This is a genomic window from Novosphingobium sp. 550D (genome assembly GCF_057401885.1).
The window spans coordinates 1,805,597-1,824,619 of the sequence record NZ_CM171613.1; the positions used below are offsets into that span (position 1 = coordinate 1,805,597).

The 19,023-nt window shown below is 61.5% G+C and carries 16 protein-coding genes; 10 read left to right on the forward strand and 6 right to left on the reverse strand.

Annotation, left to right across the window (positions count from 1 at the left end; translation table 11 throughout):
• The first annotated feature begins 23 nt into the window (after nt 1-23).
• Together AC2S2E_RS08545 and AC2S2E_RS08550 are read left to right on the forward strand one after the other, a co-directional pair.
• Entirely contained in the window at nt 24-1,472 is a 1,449-nt protein-coding gene (locus tag AC2S2E_RS08545; RefSeq protein WP_486524470.1) for a chemotaxis protein CheW, read from the forward strand.
• A gap of 157 nt (nt 1,473-1,629) precedes the next feature.
• Entirely contained in the window at nt 1,630-2,130 is a 501-nt protein-coding gene (locus tag AC2S2E_RS08550) for a DsrE family protein (protein WP_486524471.1), read from the forward strand.
• A gap of 39 nt (nt 2,131-2,169) precedes the next feature.
• Here the strand turns inward: AC2S2E_RS08550 and AC2S2E_RS08555 are convergent, their stop codons facing one another.
• Nucleotides 2,170-3,675, reverse strand: coding sequence for a hypothetical protein (locus tag AC2S2E_RS08555; RefSeq protein ID WP_486524472.1), 1,506 nt, complete (start codon nt 3,673-3,675; stop codon nt 2,170-2,172).
• Between the two features lie 45 nt (nt 3,676-3,720).
• A complete protein-coding gene (locus AC2S2E_RS08560) occupies nt 3,721-5,622 on the reverse strand; it encodes a putative bifunctional diguanylate cyclase/phosphodiesterase (protein WP_486524473.1) in 1,902 nt (633 codons plus the stop codon).
• A 408-nt stretch (nt 5,623-6,030) separates the two neighbouring features.
• Here AC2S2E_RS08560 and AC2S2E_RS08565 point away from each other — a divergent pair, with 408 nt between their 5' ends.
• Complete coding sequence (locus AC2S2E_RS08565) at nt 6,031-7,032, forward strand: LacI family DNA-binding transcriptional regulator (protein ID WP_486524474.1); 1,002 nt, start codon at nt 6,031-6,033, stop codon at nt 7,030-7,032.
• Here the strand turns inward: AC2S2E_RS08565 and AC2S2E_RS08570 are convergent.
• From AC2S2E_RS08570 to AC2S2E_RS08580, 3 genes are read right to left on the reverse strand one after another with little or no spacing between them, the layout of a single operon-like run.
• Nucleotides 7,029-7,601, reverse strand: coding sequence for a TadE/TadG family type IV pilus assembly protein (locus AC2S2E_RS08570; RefSeq protein ID WP_486524476.1), 573 nt, complete (start codon nt 7,599-7,601; stop codon nt 7,029-7,031). The two genes, AC2S2E_RS08565 and AC2S2E_RS08570, sit on opposite strands and share 4 nt — an antisense overlap.
• Nucleotides 7,602-7,657: 56 nt before the next feature.
• Entirely contained in the window at nt 7,658-8,245 is a 588-nt protein-coding gene (locus AC2S2E_RS08575) for a TadE/TadG family type IV pilus assembly protein (protein WP_486524477.1), read from the reverse strand.
• Entirely contained in the window at nt 8,245-10,137 is a 1,893-nt protein-coding gene (locus tag AC2S2E_RS08580; protein WP_486524478.1) for a TadE/TadG family type IV pilus assembly protein, read from the reverse strand. The genes AC2S2E_RS08575 and AC2S2E_RS08580 overlap by 1 nt, the downstream gene beginning before the upstream one ends.
• Nucleotides 10,138-10,414: 277 nt before the next feature.
• Between AC2S2E_RS08580 and AC2S2E_RS08585 the strand changes: the two genes are divergently transcribed.
• Complete coding sequence (locus tag AC2S2E_RS08585) at nt 10,415-10,786, forward strand: hypothetical protein (RefSeq protein ID WP_486524480.1); 372 nt, start codon at nt 10,415-10,417, stop codon at nt 10,784-10,786.
• Between the two features lie 17 nt (nt 10,787-10,803).
• On the opposite strand, the gene AC2S2E_RS08590 is transcribed toward AC2S2E_RS08585, so the two are convergent.
• Entirely contained in the window at nt 10,804-12,009 is a 1,206-nt protein-coding gene (locus tag AC2S2E_RS08590; RefSeq protein WP_476103029.1) for a patatin-like phospholipase family protein, read from the reverse strand.
• A gap of 191 nt (nt 12,010-12,200) precedes the next feature.
• Between AC2S2E_RS08590 and AC2S2E_RS08595 the strand changes: the two genes are divergently transcribed.
• The 6 genes from AC2S2E_RS08595 (at nt 12,201) to AC2S2E_RS08620 (ending at nt 19,021) form a co-directional block, all read left to right on the forward strand.
• Complete coding sequence (locus AC2S2E_RS08595; protein WP_476103027.1) at nt 12,201-13,277, forward strand: PLP-dependent cysteine synthase family protein; 1,077 nt, start codon at nt 12,201-12,203, stop codon at nt 13,275-13,277.
• A gap of 34 nt (nt 13,278-13,311) precedes the next feature.
• A complete protein-coding gene (locus tag AC2S2E_RS08600) occupies nt 13,312-15,318 on the forward strand; it encodes a M3 family metallopeptidase (protein WP_486524482.1) in 2,007 nt (668 codons plus the stop codon).
• 3 nt (nt 15,319-15,321) lie between these two features.
• Nucleotides 15,322-16,395, forward strand: a complete 1,074-nt coding sequence (locus AC2S2E_RS08605) for an alpha-hydroxy acid oxidase (protein WP_486524483.1) — start codon at nt 15,322-15,324, stop codon at nt 16,393-16,395.
• 1 nt (nt 16,396) lies between these two features.
• A complete protein-coding gene (locus tag AC2S2E_RS08610; protein ID WP_486524485.1) occupies nt 16,397-17,080 on the forward strand; it encodes a Fe2+-dependent dioxygenase in 684 nt (227 codons plus the stop codon).
• Between the two features lie 21 nt (nt 17,081-17,101).
• Nucleotides 17,102-17,743 carry an FABP family protein gene (locus tag AC2S2E_RS08615; protein WP_486524486.1) on the forward strand — a complete coding sequence of 214 codons (642 nt, stop codon included), beginning with the start codon at nt 17,102-17,104 and terminating at the stop codon, nt 17,741-17,743.
• 105 nt (nt 17,744-17,848) lie between these two features.
• Nucleotides 17,849-19,021, forward strand: a complete 1,173-nt coding sequence (locus tag AC2S2E_RS08620; RefSeq protein WP_486524487.1) for a urate hydroxylase PuuD — start codon at nt 17,849-17,851, stop codon at nt 19,019-19,021.
• The last annotated feature ends 2 nt before the right edge of the window (nt 19,022-19,023 follow it).

The window sequence follows — 19,023 nt, forward strand, 5'->3', positions numbered from 1 at the left end:
AGGGCAGGGCGGCGATGGGCGCCATGGAACAATTGATCCCGGGGCTAGGGGGCAAGCAGGTTCATGACCAGTTCGGCCTGGCCCGGATGGGTGCCTTGTACCTTGCCTTTCCGATCAACAGCATCCGCGAGGTGGTGCCCTATCCCGAAACACTGACCGCGATGGCGGCCACCATGCCCGAGGTGCTTGGCTCTATTGATCTGCGCGGGGCGATTGTGCCGGTGCTCGATCTTGCCGCGTTGCTGGGCACGGGTGCGCAGGATCAGGACCGACCGGGCATCATCATTGTCCTTCGCGTAGAGGGCAAAGTTATTGGCGTGGGCGTCGATGAAATTTGCGGCGTGGTGACTTTGGCGCCGGAAAACCGCACCGAATTGACCATTCAATCGGGCGGTGCCTTGGCCACCAGCGGTATCCTGAATGCAGGTTTTTCACGCGATGGACGCAGCGGAATCGTCCTGCGCACCGATGCCTTTGCCAATCTGCCCGGCATTCCCTTGGCCGAGGATCGGATGGTCGCAGCGATCAGCCGGAATGTGCGCGGCGCACCATCCTTGCTGGTGACGGTGGGGGATTTTCATCTGGGCCTTCCCGCATCGATCATCGAGGCGACCGTGCCGCTGCGCCCGATCAAATCCAGCCCGGTGGACGATGGCCTGTGGGTGGCGCGGGTCGATTACAACGGCGCGGTCATTCCGGTGGTCGATACGCTGTGCCTGCTGGGATTGGGCCGATTGCCAGAGGCGCGCGAAATGGCCTCGGTTCTGGTGCGGACGGGGGAAGGGCGGCGGGTCGCGTTGCGGATCGATTTGGTGCTGGACATGCTGCGCATCGCCCCGGAACAGACCGCCGCGATGCAGGGCTGTCATTTCGGCAATGGCAATCTGATCGGCGGCATGTTGCCCACGGCCAAGCCCGTCCTGCTGCTTGATGGCGATGCGTTACAGGCTTGTGATGATCTGCTCCGCCTTTCGCGGCTGGAGGAAAAATCCGGGACGTCATCGGTCCAATCACGGCTGGTCACGGCCCAGGTCGAAGCGGCCAAGACCATCGGCAAACCCTATCTGATCTTCAATATGGGCGAAGGGCAATATGCCGTCCCGCTGGAACAGGTGACCGAGATCCTGAATTATTCCCAATGCGCTTTGGTCAATTTGCAGGGCAGTTATGGCCTGTGCGAAGCGATCCTTTCCCATCGTGGTTTGGCGATCCCGATCTTCAATCTTGCCGGCCTGCTGGGGGCCTATTCGCCTGAGCAGCCCCATTTCCTGCTTCTGGTGACCGATGGAGAGCGCACCTCCGGTTTCGCCTTGCAAGGGCTGAGCGCGGTGGAGCGCATGGTCGAGCGCGCCGTGGGCCGCGCGGGGGGCAGCGACCGGGGCCTGGGCGCCGTGGTTATGACCAGCGATGGCAAGACCTGCTCGGTTCTGGATCTGGCCGGATTGCCCGCCGTGGCGAATTTCGGCAAGTAGGTGCCACCGGGCATTTGGGCCTTTGTCTCGGGTCAATCCTTGCTCTTGAGTATGGTGGCGCAATGCCGCAGCATGGGCAAAGGAGAACCAGATTATGCGACAAGCCGTATCTCACTGTGCCTTTGTCTTGGGTGTCATTTGTCTTTCACCCGCGGCCATGGCGGCCCAACCGCGGGTATGGCCCGAACCGACCCCGCCGGCCATTGCGGGCAGCAACGGTTATGTTGAAATTCCGCATGCGGCCGTCACCCGCGATCCCAAGCGGCATTACAAGGCCTTGTTTGATGCAGGCAGCGCGGCGCCTGATCCGAAAAAGCCCCTGCCGGCGTTTCAGCGCGTGGCATTACAATTGAACGGATTGATGGCGGCCAAGGTGCCGGCCTCGAACATTGCCTTTGTCATGATCCTGCACGGCCCGGCCGCCGATGCGGTATTGTCGGATGCGGAATATCGCCAGAAATATGAGGTCGATAATCCCAATAAGGTGATCTTTAACGCCTTGCGCGCGGCTGGTGTGCGCATGCTGGCGTGTGGCCAATGGGCGGCGGCGCGCAATGTGTCGCGCGAACAATTGCTGCCCGGTGTCGAAATTGCCGAGGCCGCGACCCTTGTTCAGATCACTTATGCCAATGACGGGTACGCGGTCCTGCAAAATTGAACCCAGAGCAGGAATAGGTCCACCGGCCTGTCTCTTGATCTATTCACGCCCCGGATGGGTTTGCACATCGCGCCCATCCACCGCGTCGGGCCATGCCCCTTGCCAGCATCGCGCGGGATCTTGCGGCTTGATCAGGGTCGGGTCGGGGCGGATCGGCGTGGGGAAACGTGACAGCGGGGCGATATAGGTGGCATAGCCCCCCGGCACGACGCCGTAATAGCCGCAATCAACGGCTGGCGCGCGCGGCCATGCCAGCGCCCTGCCGATTTCGCCCAAAGGCGTGGCAAGGCCGACCGCCCAAGCAAGCAGCGCCACGCGCGCGGCGGGCCTCCATGTCGCATCCTGTGCCGCCCGCACTATGATTTCGCCCACCATCACGGCCAGAATGGCCAGCGCCGGAATGCTGGCGCGCATGGCGAAATCCATGCCGTTGCCGATTCGGCCAAAGGGGATGATAAGCAGCGAGCCGACCGTGATCCATGCGGTTGCCGCGCCAAAGGAACCGGCATCGGGGCGCAGCCGCAGGGCAAGCAGATAGGCGCCAATTTCCAGCAGGATGAAGATGGGATAGGTGGCAAAGGAAACCGGCACCGCCGAGGCGCCCACCGAATCCCCCGCCACGATCAGATAAAGCAGGCCGGGCAGAGCCGCGATACCCGTCAGCACCGGCCACCCCATGTCGCGCCATATCATGCCCTTGCGCAGACAGGCATAGGCGGCAAAAGGAACGCAACCCACCGCCGATAGCGGCGAGAGCAGGGCAAGCAAGGGCAACATCACGGCCAGAACCGCCTTGGGCGCCATGCTTCTTTGCCATGCCAGATAGGCAGCGGCAAAGATCCAGCCCGCCAACCCGTGCTGCGGCACCCAAAACATCTGGGTGATATGGGCCGAAAACTGAAACACAACCCATTGTTCCAGATGCAGCATCAACGGTTGGCCCGCCATCGCTTGTCCGATGATGTCCATGCCGCTGAAACCCAGAAACACGCCAAGGCCGATCAGCTTTGCCCGCCCGCCCGTGAACAGCGCCGAACCTGCGGCAAGGGTTAGGCTCAGCAACAGGCTGTTTTGCAGCCAGAGGGCGAGTTCGGCGGCATAGGCCCCGCCCATCCATTTTCCTGCGAGGGCAGGGATCAGATACATGCCCAAAGGCGCGCGCAGCACCGTCGGACCGCCGGCCACATCATAGGCAAAAGGCCAGGGATTGATGGTCATGTCGCGCAAAACCGCCAGACGCACCTGCCAATCCGTGTTGGCATAGGTCAGTCGCCCTTCACCGCCCCAGGCAAGGACAAGCGCGGCCACCGCGATGCAGAGGATCATGTCGCGCCATGGGATCGATCCGCGCCACCCTGGCATGCGCGCCAAACCGACCGTCGCGGTGATTAACAGCACCCCGCCCGCGGCGAACCACCAAAGAGGCAGACCTAGGAATGCCCACAGCCCGGCCTGCATCACCGCCAGGCCGATGATCAGTGCGAGGATGACCACACGCAGGGGCAATCCGCTTGCCTGTTCTTTCGGGGCGACGCCTTTGTCCATGCCGCCACGATAGGGCGGGCATGCGCAAATTTGGTTAATGACCGCTCACGCGACGGCGGACTTGCCGGTTCCGTTCAGGCCGTTGGCAATGTCTGAAATAAGGCACTGGCCACCGCTGCAATGGGGCAGCAGTTCTTCGAGCGGGACGGGTTTGCTGAAAAGATAGCCTTGGCCATATTCGCAACCGGTGCTGGCCAAAATCTGGCGTTGCGCCTCGGTTTCGACGCCTTCGGCGACACAGGACAGGCCGATCGTGTGGCACAAGGTGATGACCGCCGAGGTGATCGTGCCGCCATCCTCGCTGTCGAGTGCGCTCACGAAACTGCGGTCGATCTTGATTTTGTCCAGAGGCAGGCGCTGGACATAACCAAGGCTGGAATAGCCGGTGCCGAAATCGTCGAGCGCGATGCCGACGCCAAGGTCGCGAAAGGCCTGAAGCGCCTGTGCGGCGGCGTCGGCATTGCGCATCACGGCGGTTTCGGTGACCTCGATCCAGATGCGGCCGGGGGCAATGCCGGCCGATGCAATCTCGTTGCGGATAAAGGACAAAGTGCAGGCCGATGTCAGATCACAGGCCGAAATGTTGAACGACACCGCCACATGTTCGGGCAAATGCTGCGCCGCCTTCAGACCCTTTTTGAACACGGCGCGGGTGATGGAATGGATCGCGGTCGATCTTTCGGCAATGGCGATAAACTCCATCGCGGAAATTTCGCCCAACATCGGATTGGACCAGCGGGCCAGAACCTCCACCGCGTTCAATCGCCCGCTGGACAATTCGACGATAGGTTGCAGGACGATCGAGAGTTCGTCCTCAAACGAACTGGCCTGCAAGGCGGCCTCGATGGCGCGGTCGGCGCGGACGGCGGTTTCAAGGCTGGGCGTGAAAAGGCAGGCGCCCCCTCCATTGACATGCTTGGCGTGATATAGCGCATAATCGGCGCGGTCGAACAGGTCGGCCGCCTTGGTCCCGGCATCGGGATATTGCGCCATGCCCAATGAACCGCCGACCGACAGCACAATTTCGCCAATGCGCAAAGGCGCGCGAACCTGTTGCAGCAGCCTTTCACAGGTGCGGGTGAAATCATCGACATTGGAATCGATCAACCCGAATTCATCGCCGCCCAGTCGGTAAACCCGGACCGACGGCCCTGCCGTGGCCCGTAACCTTTGGCCAATCGCCGCCAGCAGGCGGTCGCCGACCTGATGGCCATAGGTGTCGTTGATCGGTTTGAACCGGTCCAGATCCAGCACGCCAACGGCAAAGGGTTGTGGCGCGCTGTTGGCCACGGCGTCGGTATAGGCGTCCAGATCGGCATAGAACTGCCGCCGGTTGGCAAGGCCGGTCAGGCTGTCGGTCATCGCCAGCCTGCGGTTTTCATCGTTCAGGCGCTGCAATTCCTGATGCTGGGCGGCCAGGAGGCTGCCCGATTTCACCTGCTTGCTGAAGTGTTCAAAACTGATGAAAAGCACGCGCATCAGGACGGCCAGCACCAGCGCGACATTGATGCCGATTGTGGCATAGATCAGCATATGTCTGCTGAGGCAAAAGATGATGAAGGCGGGCAGGACCGACAGGGCCACCAGCAGGGCCGCCTGTGGCAGGACAATCAGACAGAAAATGCAGCCGATGACCGTGGTGGAAATATACAGGCCGACATGGGCCTGTTCAAAGGCCCCGCCATAAGGTGCGAGCGAAAGCGCCCATGCCGTATAGGCCACGGCAATCGGCGCCGTGACGATGGTGACAAGCTGCAACTGTCGCTTGGCCGCGGCGGGGTTGGCCATGCCATTGCGCGATGCACGGAACCAATGGATCATGCGCACAACCGAAACCGTAAACAGCACGGCGGGCACGCTGACGGTCAAGGCGATGGGGGCTTGCGTGCGGTGCGTGATGGCCACGGCCATCGAGTTGATGAGCAGCAGACCATAAAGCAACGGCACCTGTCGTTGCAGGTTCGTCGCTTGGGAAACAGCCAGATCTGGGTCCGTTCCGACTTGGGTAAACCATCGGACCAGGCGCGAAAGCCGCAAGCGCCATCTCCTTTTCATGCCATTCCTTTACCCTTGATCCCTATGGCCCACGAATTGTGAAAAGCCCTATAGAGTCTGCCTAGGTTGACTTGCTGATAAGACTGGATCGAAAGTGGTAAAATGTCCAGTAAACTGGGGCTGGCGACCGAATTCCCCTTAATGGAACGCGATCTTGGCAGTCTTAGGATGACGTGCCCCTCCGATGCTCCCCCGCTCTTGTCTTGTGATGGCGGGAATGAGGCGAGACCGAGGCGCGATTTGCTTGCCAATTGCGGCGATTCCTGATGATGTCGCCGCCGGGTTAGGGTGGAAACAAAAATGAGCAGGGTTCGGAACATCAAGGAACTGGCCCAATTGGCCGGCGTATCGGCGGGCACGGTGTCGCGCGCCTTGGCCGGATCGGAATTGATCAGCCGCGCAACAAGAGAACGGGTACAGCAATTGGCGCGCGAACATGGGTTTCGGCCCAATGTCATGGCGCGCAATCTGCGTATTCAAAAGACCGGGGCCATCGGCGTGCTGATCCCTTTGGGCCACGAGGCGGGACAGCCGATTTCCGACCCGTTCTTTATCACCATGCTGGGCCTGTTGGCCGATACATTGACCGAGCGGGGCTATGACCTTTTGCTTAGCCGGGTGATACCGCAGGATTCAGGCTGGCTGGAACTGATGGCGACATCGGGGCGGGTCGATGGGTTGATCGTTTTGGGCCAATCGGATCAGGCCGCCGTGCTGGACGCGGTGGCGCGGGAATACCGCCCGCTGGTGGTTTGGGGCGGCCATAATGAAGGCCAGGTCCATTGTTCGGTGGGCAGCGACAACTATCTGGGCGGGCAATTGGCCGCGCGCCATTTGATTGCGCGGGGGTGTCGCCGCATTGCCTACTTTGGCGATCCGCGCGCGCTGGAAATGAAGCAGCGGCTGGACGGCGTATCCACCGCCATGGCGCAGTCCGGCATGGAGCCGCCGCAGGTAGTTCCCGCCCATCTGGTGGCCGAATTGGCCTATGCCGATATCAAACGCTATCTGGAACAGGCCGAGCAGCGGCCCGATGGCATTGTCGCGACATCCGATGTCATTGCCATGACGGCCTTGCGCGCCCTGTCCGAAGTCGGCCTGTCGGTGCCGGGCGATGTGCGGGTGGTGGGGTATGACAATCTGCCCGTGTCGGAACATACGGTGCCGTCTTTGACCACGATCAGTCAGGATCTGGTGTCAGGGGCGCAGCATATGGTCGACCTGTTGATGCGCCGCATTGCGGGCGAAGATACGCAAAGCATCATCATGCCGCCCGAATTGATCGAACGCATGTCGGCTTAACAGGTGGCGGTCTTTGTGCCCGAAAGGCCCGCAGTCAGATTGCGGGTGTCGCGGACCATATAGGCCGCTTCCTGATGCAGCGTCATGGGTTTGACGAACATCGATCCGAACAGGCCCTTTTGCTGATACCACACCTCGACAAACATGACGGCGACATCGCTGGTGGCGGTCACCTGATTGCCGGTCGGGCCAAGGCCGGTGACAACCGCGCCTTCGACGCCATAGGCAGACGCGGCGGTCATGCTGCCGGTACAGCGTTGCCAATGGATATACTGGTTGTTCGTTGAATTCATCTCAAGGCTGGAGATGATCACCTTGCCCTTGGTGCTCAGGCTGATGCCCGCGCCTTCCTTTGCGGCGCCCGACAGGACGGAATTGACCTCGGCCTCGGTGACGGTCGGGCTGACGCTGGATGAACTGCCCTGTTCAAGGCGTGATGCATTGTCGGCGGCCGACATGGCGATCTGGCTGATTTGCAGGCTGACAATGGTCAGATTGGCCATTTCGATGCCGTACAGACCAATGACCAGCAGCACCGGCATGGCGGCGGCCAATTCGATGATCGACACACCGGATTTGTCGCCCCTTAAACGGCGTAAAAACCGCGAAAACCTGTGCCGCGTGGTCATGAGCAAGTCTTTGTCGCGCTGCCATAGGCCGTTTGGGCGGCCCAGGGTTGATTGCGTCGGATGGCGGATGAGGTGATGGAAACCTTGCCCCACATGTTCTTCATGAACGGGACGCTGAACAGCGGGCTGTAGGTTGCCGTCACGGTATAGAGGATGACATCGCCCGCATCACCATTGCCGGCTTCACCGATGTCGGCATTCCACGAACCGTCGCCATTTTCATCGGTATAGGGTTCGCCATTGTCGCAAACGCGATTGTTATTGGAATCGGTCCACTTTTCGGCGCGGCCAATGTCGGTGAAATCGTAATAGGCTTTGCGCGTCGATGTAACGGTCACGCCGGGCAAGGCGGGGGAAATGACGTTCTTCACATTCTGGTCAAGGGTGGTCGTGCTGGCATCTTCCAGTGTGGCATCGCGCGCGGCCTGACGCACCGCGCCATTCAACAGGGCGCGGCCATAGAACATCTGGCCAAAATAGCCGGTGCCCATCACGATCAGCATCAGGATCGGCAGAACGAAGGCATATTCGATCGCCGTCGCCCCGCGATTGTCACACCCAAGATGACGCAACGTACGCCGCATCAGCTTGACACCCGCAAGGCGCTGGCCTGTTTGGCAATTTCCTGAAACGCGCTGTTGATCTGGTCATCATTGTTTGCGGTGAAGGAACTGCTGGGCGATGCGCAATAGGTCAGGTCGCTGGTCAGGCTGGTTGCATAGCCGATGACCCAGATACGAATGCCGCGCCCCTTGATGGCGTCACAAATGGCGCGGAAACGCGAAAGGTGGCGGGCGTCGTCGCTGGAATAGCCATCATCGGTGATGCGTCTGTCGTTCCATTCGATGCCATAGGCCTGTTGAATGCCGTTCGATGCCTGTTGCGCGCCGTCGGTCATAAAGATGACGTGGCGGGTAACGCTGCCGCCATTGGTGGGTGTTGCGGTAACGTTGCTGGAAAACATGCCGGTCGAAGACATCATGCGGGCGGCCCACAACATGCCAATGTCCTGATAGGTTGCCCCGGTGGCGTTCATGTTGTTGACAAACAACTCATAATCGGACTGCGACATTTCGGACAGCAATTGCGCGCTTTCCGGACAAAAAGACTGCGCCTTGTAACCGGTGGTGCTGAGCACGCTGGTGTTGGTGCCGCGATAATAGGCCATTTCGGGCCACATCGGCGCCCATCGCGTGGCGTCGCTCGACGGGGCGGTGTCGATGTCCAGATCCAGCGCGGTGCTGGGCGTGATTTTGTTCGTGCCGGAACTGTACGCGAAAGAGGAATCCGAGACAGTGCTGCGTTCCTCGATGCAACCGTCCCAGGTTGATGATTCCGCCGCCCCGCTGGAGCCGGTGTTGGTCGAAACGGCGCTGAATGCCTTATATGCACTGACGTCCCGGTTCACCAACATATAGTCGAAGTGATCGAACACGGTCGATGTCGTGGTCGAACTCGGGCTGGACGAATACGTGTACGTATTCTGGGTCATATAGGCGTAGAAGCGATACTGGTAATAGGAATCGCCCGATCGGGTGCAGGTATAGATCGACTGCACCTTGGGCTGTGACACGGTGGTGCCATAGGCGCTGGTGCCGTTGGTGTTTATATTGCCCGTGCTCGTACTGGACGAGCCATTGTTGCTCCATGCCGATTCCGCGGGCAGGGCGGCAAAACAGGCGGCCTGACTGCTGTAGGCGGTGCTGGAATAGAGCGACGCGTTGGAATTGGGCGTGGAGTTATAGATCTGCTCGCTGGTTTTCAGCGTGTATGAACCGAACTTCCCATAAACTATCGTTTCAAACCGCGCCACGCGCGACTGCATGGCATAAGAGTCGACCAGCCAGCTTGGGTCGGTGCTGTACAGGATATTCCCGACATTGACCGAGCTGCTGTAGGGCACAAAGCCATAACGCACGCGCGCATTGGTGCCTTGCACGGCATGTTTGATCGTGTTCTGAAAATTCTTCAGCGCGATTTTCAGGGCAACGATCTTGGACTGGCTGAACCCGGTGGGCGTATCGGCCATCGACCCGGTGTTATCCAGAACAAACATGATGTCGACATTGCCGATGCTCTGGGTCGAACCACAGGTGACGGTGAGATTATAGGTGTAACGGCCGAACAGCGACATAATGCGCAGCGGAACCGTGGTGGTGGCCGTGGCGTTGACGGTGACGCCATTGTCGGGCGTTGACCATGTCAGGGTCGTGTTCTTGGTGCCCTGCTGGCTGTCGACATAATTGACGTTGAAGTATTTCGCCCCTTGCGTCTTGGCCGTATTGTCCAATCCGTTGTTATCCACCGCGCGCCGCGCGGCCAGAACGCCCGCATCACAGGCCCCCTGAAGCCGGTTTTGCGCGCGATAGACAAGGCTGAGGTCAACCGCGCCGCCGATCAGGGCCGTCATCACGAACATGATCGCCGCGGTCAGCAAAAGGACGTTACCGCGCCGGTCGCCGGCCAGTTGACGCAAGAAAGGCTGTGCCTGCGGCATAATGATGGGGGCCTTGTTTCAGCGCGCGACGGACAATTCCAGTGGATTTGACCTAGTGGTTAACGCTTAAAGAATCATAAATCGCGGGTGCGTTGCACCGCGCCGGCGTGATCCGATCATCCTGTACCGGTTTTGCAACCGTGCATGCAGGAATCGAGTTTGAGTGCCGCAGAAATCGGCGTAAATCGGCGCTACCCCGATTTGGCCGCCGATCAGCGCTGAACGCTTAAGTCGGCTTCCTAGCATGGAGATTGTCATGAAGAACATGTGGGCTTTGGCTATTGCCGCGTCGCTGCTGTCTGGCGCGCCTGTGCAGGCCGCCGGGTCCGGTCTGGACTTCCATCTTTTTGAAAACAATTATGTCCGTTACGGATCACCCGATGCCGGATATGATGCCGTGCGCCGCGTTGTGCCGGCGGGTACGGATGCGCAGAGCGGCAAGGACATGCTGCGTCAGGCGGGCGCCCATTGCGGCGCGATGCGCGATGGGCGGGTCGATTGTTTTTACCGCGAACGCATTTCGGTCGATGATGTCGTGGACACGATCGCCACCTGGGACGTTCAACTCAACCTTGCCAATGGCAAAGTGGCCGATGTTGCCATCGCGCGCAGCGTGGAACAGCGTTGATCACGGCGCAATTCCGATCAACGCGCATGGTGGCTGTCGCCGCCCGGACTGGTGAAATCAAAAATTGACAGGCCCGATGGGTCGCATGGCAATTCCAGCACCTCGCGATGGGCCAGCGTATGGGCGGCGTCCTCGTAACCGCTGCGCCAATGGTCCTCCATCGTCTGGCGGCTGAATTCATAGTCCTTGTAATCGCCCTCGTAATTGGGCGATTGATAGACCATCTGGACGATGTTGTAGCGCGCCGGATCGCTGCGTTCCATCAACAGCTTGCCTTCCGGGCTGGCCAATTGTTCGGGCGACATCGTCTCGGCCAGCTTGCGGAAGGCATTGCGCAATTCCTGCCTTTCGCGGAACATGTCGGTGGCGGCGCGGGTGCGGCTGGAATACTGGATTTCCTTCATGCGCGAGGCCACGCTGGCCATATCGCCGGGGAGATGGCCGCGCGCGCTCCACAAATCGACCTGAAACACTAGCGTGTCCAATCGCGAGTCCGATGACAGCACCCAATCGAGCGGCGTGTTCGACACCATGCCCCCGTCCCAATAGAATTCGCCATCAACCTCGACCGCCGGAAAACCGGGGGGCAACGCGCCCGATGCGACGATATGTTCGGGGCGGATGTCGCATTGGGCATTGTCGAAATATTTGAAATTGCCGGTGCGCACATTGACTGCGCCGACGCTGAAGCGTGTCTGGCGCGCATTGATGCGGTCAAAATCGACAAGGCTTTCCAGCGTCGAATGCAAATGGCTGGTGTCATACCAACTGGTGGCTTCGGCCATGCCGTCGGGCTGGAAAAAGGGCGGGATCATGCGCGGGGTGAAAAATCCCGGCGCGCCCTGCATCAAGACCTGCGCCGCGGCCATCTGGTTGATGGCGCCGCGCAAATGCGGGTCCACCGCCAAATGCGACAGGCCCAATGTGGCCAGCCATGGCGCCCATGCGGTCGAACGGCCCGACACGCCTTCCCAGAACCGGCGCAATTGGCCCACGCGCTTTTCAGGGGCGTTGCCCGCGATGATGGCGCTGTTGATGGCGCCGATGGAAATGCCCGCGATCCATCCCGGCTCGATATCGCGCTCGGCCAATGCCTCATAAACGCCCGCCTGATACGCGCCCAGCGCCCCTCCGCCCTGCAGCAGCAGCGCCACCGTTTCAAAGGGCGTGCCATTACCGCGAGCATGGGTGACGGGGGCTTTCCAGCGGCGCATTTGGGACATGGCGTGCAGGCTCCTGTTGGTCGCCCCGGCAGGGTAGCCGAAGGCAAGCGGCAAATCAAAGCGCGAAGATCAATCCTTTATCGGCTGGGCCATGCCTGATGGATGGCGCCTGAACGGGGCAATTCGTCCTACCCCTGGCAAATTGGCGGCTGGACGGTTGACGCGGGCGCTTCACCGGATAGGGAAGGGCGATGACGCAAAAACCCTGTCCCAACTGGGTCAATTGGGCCATCGGGCGCATCGACGCGGATTATACGCGCAGCGCCGATACCCATCTGATTCCGGTGCCGCTGCCCGCTTTGCCGCATATCGCGATTTATCTGAAGGATGAATCGAGCCACCCGACGGGCAGCCTGAAGCATCGCCTTGCCCGTTCGCTGTTCCTCTATGCGCTGTGCAATGGCTGGATCGCGCAGGGGATGACGATTGTCGAGGCATCCTCCGGCTCAACGGCTGTGTCCGAGGCTTACTTTGCGCGGATGCTGGGCCTGCCCTTTATCGCGGTGGTGCCGCGCAGCACGGCGCCGGAAAAAATCGCCGCCATCGAGGCGCTGGGCGGGCAATGCCACAAGGTCGACGGCGCGGGCGCGGTTTACGGCGAGGCCTCGCGTTTGGCCGAGGAGTTGGGCGGCCATTACATGGATCAGTTCACCTATGCCGAACGCGCCACCGATTGGCGCGGCAACAACAATATCGCCGACAGCATTTTCAGCCAGATGGCGCGTGAACCCCATCCGATCCCGGCATGGATCGTGACCGGCGCAGGCACGGGGGGCACGTCGGCCACGATTGGCCGCTATGTCCATTATAACCGCCACGCCACACAGGTCTGCGTGGCCGATCCGGCGGCATCGGTGTTCCACCGCAATTGGCATGACGCCGCCGTCACCACCGCCGATGGCCCCACCAGCCGGATCGAAGGCATTGGCCGCCCTCGCGTCGAGCCCAGCTTTATCCGCAGCGTGATCGACCGGATGGAAGTGGTCGAGGACAAAGCCTCTATCGCCGCCGCGCGGGTTTTGTCCCGTTATCTGGGGCGTCGCGTGGGCGGGTCGACGGGCACCAATCTGGTGGCCATCGCCCGCATCGCCACGCAAATGGCCGATGCGGGGGAAAAAGGCTCGATCGTCTCGATCCTGTGCGATGCCGGCGAGCGTTATGGTTCCACCTATTACAACGATGAATGGCTGATTGCGCAGGGGCTTTTGGACGAGGCCGAGGAAGAACGCATGGCCGCCTTCCTTGCCAGCGGGCGTTACGCTTCCTAAATTGCCTGAACACAATTCTCATTTGCAGGATCCTATGTCGAACAATCCGCTGCTGGCCGCTGATGCTCTGCCCGATTTTGCCGCGATCCGGCCCGACCATGTCGTGCCCGCGGTCGAGGCTGCAATTGCCGCCCATGCCGAAGCGATGAAGGCTTTGGCGGCGCGGCCCGGCGATCCGGCGCTGCTGGCGGACAAGGATGCGGCGGACGTTGCCATCTCGCGCGTTTGGGGGGTGGTCAGCCATCTGGTGATGGTGGCCACGAACCCGGAACTGCGTGAGGCGCATGGGCAGGCCCAACCCCTGATCGACGCGCATTTCAGCGCCGTGGGTCAGGACAAGGCCCTGTATCAGGCATTGAAGGCCATTGACCCCCAAGCCTTGCCGCAGGATCAGCGCCGCGCCCTGTCGCTGGCCTTGCAGGATTTCGAAATGTCGGGCGTCGCGTTGGAAGGGCAGGCGGCGCAGGATTTCGTCGCCAACCGGATCGAGATGGGCCGCCTTTCGACCGAATTTTCCAATGCCGTGCTGGACGCGACCGAGGCGTGGACGCTGGAAATCATCGATGAAGCGCGCCTTGCCGGTATTCCCGATGCCGACCGCGCCGGGATGCAGGCCGCCGCCCAACGTGCGGGCAAGGAGGGCTGGCTGGTCACACTCCACGCGCCCAGCGTGATGGCGGTCCTGTCCCATGCCGAAGACCGCGCCTTGCGTGAAGAAGTCTATCGCGCATGGAACACCCGCGCATCGGACCAAGGCCCGAATGCAGGACAGTTCGACAATGGCCCGCGCATTGCCGAAATCCTTTCGCGCCGCGGTCAGGCTGCATTGGCGCTGGGGTTTGAAGATCCGGTGGCGGTCTCGCTCTCGGCCAAGATGGCGCGGGATGGGGCAGAGGTTGACGAATTCCTCTCCAGCCTTGGCGCGGCGGCGCGGCCTCAGGCGGCGCGTGATCTGGCCGCTCTGGCCGAATTTGCGAAGGCCGAACTGGGTATCGCGGACCTGCGCCCATGGGACGTGGGTTTCGCCAGCGAGCGGATGCGGCGCAAGCTGCACGATCTCGATACGTCCGAAATCCGCCGTCATTTGCCGCTGCCCCGCGTGATGGAGGCTTTGTTCGGTCTGGTGCGCGAATTGTTTGGCGTCGAATTCCGCGCAGGCCAGGGCGTGCCGGTGTGGCATGATGATGTGCGCTATTTCACCCTGCATCGCGACGGGCAAGAGGTCGCCTCGCTCTATGCCGATTTCTTTGCGCGCGAGGGCAAGCGCGGCGGGGCATGGATGGATTCAGCCCGCCCGCGTCAGGGCGCGGTGACGCCGGTGGCCTATCTGGTGACGAATTTTGCGCCGCCGGTGGGCGATGGCCCGGCCTATATCACGCATAATGACATGGTGACGCTGTTCCACGAAATGGGCCACTGCCTGCATCACTTGCTGGGCGAGGTCGATTTGCCCAGTGTGGGCGGCATTGCCGGGGTGGAATGGGATGCGGTGGAACTGCCCAGCCAGTTTCTTGAGAATTTCGCATGGGAACCGGCCACTCTGAAGGCCGCCAGCGCGCATGAGGCAAGCGGTGAGCCTTTGTCGGATGCCATGATCGGGCGGATGCTGGGCGCGCGTAAATTCCTTGGCGCGATGGGATTGGTGCGTCAGGCCGAGTTTGCGCTGTTCGACCTGCGCCTGCACCGCGCGGCGGGCGGTGATAATGCGCCCGATTACCGCGACGTTCTGGCGCAGGTGCGCCGCGAAGTGGCCGTCATCGACTATCCCGAATGGCACCGTTTCCCCACCAGCTTCAGCCATATTTTCGCGGGCGGCTATGCTGCGGGCTATTATTCCTATCTCTGGGCCGAGCGCCTGTCGGCCGATGCCTATGCCGCGTTTGAGGAAGGCAATGTTACCCGCGCTGAGCTAGGCGAACGGTTCCGCGCCGAGGTTTTGTCGCGTGGCGGAACGCGCCCTGCGATTGAAAACTTCACCGCCTTCCGCGGGCGTGAGCCGGAGAATGAGCCGCTGCTGGAAAGCTGGGGGATCGCGGCCTAAGGCATGAACCTGCCGCCGCATCTTTACGCCCTTGCCGATTATGCGCGTGAGGCGCAGGCGCGGATCGATCCGGCGGTCTGGGCCTGGCTCGAAGGGGCAAGCGGCGATGGCGCGGCGCGGCGGCGTGAGGAGGCAGGTTTTGCCGCCCATGCCATCCTGAACCGGCCCTTGTCGGATGTGCGCGGCGGGCATACGCGGCGGTATTTTCTGGGGCTGGATCTGGCGCATCCGGTGATGTTGTCGCCTTTGGGCTATCACCGACTGATGCATCCCGAAGGCGAATTGGCCACGGCGCGTGGTTGCCTTGAAACACTCATGTGCGTTTCGACCATGGCCAGCCAGCCTGTCGAAGCCATCGCGCAGGTGGCCGCAGGGCCGCTGTGGTTTCAGCTTTATGTGCAACCCCGGCGCGAAGACACGCTGACCCTGATCCGCCGCGCCGAGGGTGCAGGGGCCAAAGCGATTGTCGTGACGTTGGACACTGTGGCGCAACCGGCCAGTCCGCAGGCCATGCGCGCCGGATTTTCCATCCCGCCGGGTGTAGAGGCGGTGCATGTCGCCGGTTTTGCGCCCGCGCCCTTTGTTCAAGGGGCTTGGTATAATCCGGCGCTCTCCATCCTGACCGCCGCCGCGCCGGGGTGGGATGATATGGCGTGGTTGAAGGATCAGACAGGCCTGCCTTTGTTGGCCAAGGGCGTGTCGCATGTCGATGATGCGGCGCGGTTGATGGCGTTGGGCTTTGACGGGGTTGTCCTGTCCACCCATGGCGGGCGGGCGCTGGAACAGGCGCCGCCGCCGTTGCGCCTGTTGGCCGCAATGCGACGGGCGTTGGGGCCGGATGCGGCGATCCTGATCGATGGTTCGGTGCGGACGGGGGCCGATGTGTTCAAGGCTCTGGCGCTGGGCGCGGATGCGGTGATGGTGGGGCGGCCCCAATTGCATGCGTTGGCCGTCGGGGGCAGTCTGGGCGTGGCCCATATGCTGAAAATTCTGCGCGAGGAATTGGAGTTGGCGATGGTGCTGGCGGGATGCGCGACATTGGACGGCATCGGGCCGGATGCGTTGATTGGGGTGTGACGTGATGATCGTGATCGAAAAACTCTTTACCCCCGGCGAGGCGGCGGCGCTGCGTGAACGTTTGTTGTCCGCGCCATGGGCCGATGGCGGGGCGACGGCGGGCGACCGCGCGGTGCAGGTCAAGCAGAACCTTCAGGTGCCTATGGACGACCCGGTCGGGCAAGAGGTCGGGCGCGCCATCCTGCAACGTCTGGGCCAACATCCGCAGTTTCTGTCGGCGGCCTTGCCGGTGACCATTCATCCGCCGCGTTTCAACCTTTACCGCGATGGCGGCCATTATGGCGCGCATGTCGATGGCGCGCTGATGCGTATGCCGGGCGAGGATCGTTTGCTGCGTACCGATCTTTCGGCCACGCTGTTCCTGAACGATCCGGCCGATTACGATGGCGGCGAATTGACCATCGAGGGCCAGTTCGGTGGCCAGAGCGTCAAACTGCCCGCCGGCGATATGGTGCTTTACCCTTCCTCCAGCCTGCACAAGGTGACGCCCGTCACGCGGGGCATGCGGATCGCCAGCTTCTTTTGGATGCAAAGCGCGGTCAAGGATGGCGAGGCGCGCGCGATGCTTTATGACCTTGATCGCTCGATCCAGGCGCTTAGCCCGGGGCGGGGCAAGGATGACGGCGACATTGACCGCTTGATGCAGGTCTATCACAATCTCCTGCGCCGCTGGGCACAGATCTGATTCTTAAAGGCCTTTACGCCCATGACGAAATTTCCTGCCCATTTGTTTGCCGAACCCGAACCCGATGTCGATACGCTGGCCAATCTTGGCCCTCTGGCGCCGATGGCGGGCGTTTGGGAAGGCGTTAAAGGGCGCGACGTCAAACCGACCGAGGATGGCGCCGAAGAACAGGTCTATATCGAGCGGATGACCATTCAGCCGATCGACCCCCAGATGAACGGGCCGCAATTGCTCTATGGCCTGCGCTATCACACCGCGATCACCAAGCCGGGTGAGGTCGAGATGTATCACGATCAGGTCGGCTACTGGCTGTGGGAACCGGCGACAGGGCGCATCCTGCATACGCTGACCATTCCGCGCGGGCAAACGGCGCTGGCCAAGGGCGAGGCGGCGGCGGACGCGACCACTTTTACCCTGACCGCGCAGCGGGGCAGCACCGAGAACGGCATTTCCTCGGCCATTTTCCTTGAGGAGAATTTCCGCACCGACAGTTTCTCGATCACCGTCACCGTCGATGGGCCGGATCAGTGGAGCTATGCCCAGACCACCATGCTGACGATCCGCGGGGTGGATGAACCGTTTGAACATACCGATCGCAACACATTGCATCGCGTGGGGCCGGCTGTGCCCAATCCCTTGGCGCGCGAAGAAGCGGCGGCCTGAGCAAGGCGTTCTGTTTTTTGCGACAGAGGGAGCGAAATTTTGCGCTTTATCGAACGCCCTGCGATAAGCATGGAGACATGACCGCACAGCGATAGGGGACGCGCGATGGATATCACCGAATGGCTCAATCTCGGGCTGCGCTGGCTGCATCTGATCACCGGCATCGCGTGGATCGGCTCGTCCTTCTATTTCGTCTGGCTCGACAATCACCTGAAACCGCCCAAGGAAGGCGAGGCTTCGGGCGAGGTATGGTCGGTCCATGGCGGCGGATTTTACCATAAACAGAAGTATCAGGTCGCCCCGTCCAAAATGCCGGACGAACTGCACTGGTTCAAATGGGAAGCCTATTTCACATGGGTCAGCGGCTTTTCGCTGCTGGTTCTGGTGTACTATGTCGGCGCGCGGGCTTTCCTGATCGACACGGCCAAGGCGGCGCTGGAACCGTGGCAGGCGGCGGGGATCGGCATTGGCGCGATTGTGCTGGGCTGGGTGGTGTATGACGGGCTTTGCCGCAGCGCGCTGGGCAAGAATAATCGCCTTTTGGGCGTCATCTGGTACGCGTTTCTGGTGCTGATGGCCTATGCTCTCAACAGCGTGTTCAGCGCGCGCGGGGCCTATCTGCATATTGGCGCGATTGTCGGCACGGTGATGGCGGCCAACGTGTTCATGATTATCATCCCCGGACAGCGCAAAGTGGTGAACGCGCTGATCGCGGGAGCCGAGCCTGACCCGGCTCTGGGCGCGCGGGGCAAGCAGCGCTCGCTCCACAACAATTACATGACCTTGCCGGTGCTGTTCATCATGATCAGCCACCATTACCCGATGACCTTTGGCGCGGAGCGGCCCTGGCTGGTGCTGGCGCTGATGTCGGCGATGGGGGTGGCGATCCGCCATGTGTTCAACCTGCGCCACAAGGGGGGCGATCCGCGTGCAACCATGGCGGTGGCGGCGGCGCTGGGTCTGGTTACGATCACCTATGTTACCCTTGAAAAGTCGGGGGAGCAGCAGGCGGGCGGCGATCTGGCCTATGCCGATGTTCAGCCGATTTTGGCCAAACATTGCGTGACATGCCATGCGCCCCATCCGACCAATCCGGCCTTTGCCGCGCCGCCTCTGGGCGTGTTGCTGGACACGGGCGAACATGCGTCGGCGGCCGCGCCGCGCATCAAGAAGGTGGCGGTGGATGCACAGGTCATGCCTTTGGGCAATATGACCAATATGACCTTGGAAGAACGCCAGAAACTGGGCGCATGGATCGCCGCCGGGGCCAAACCGTAAGG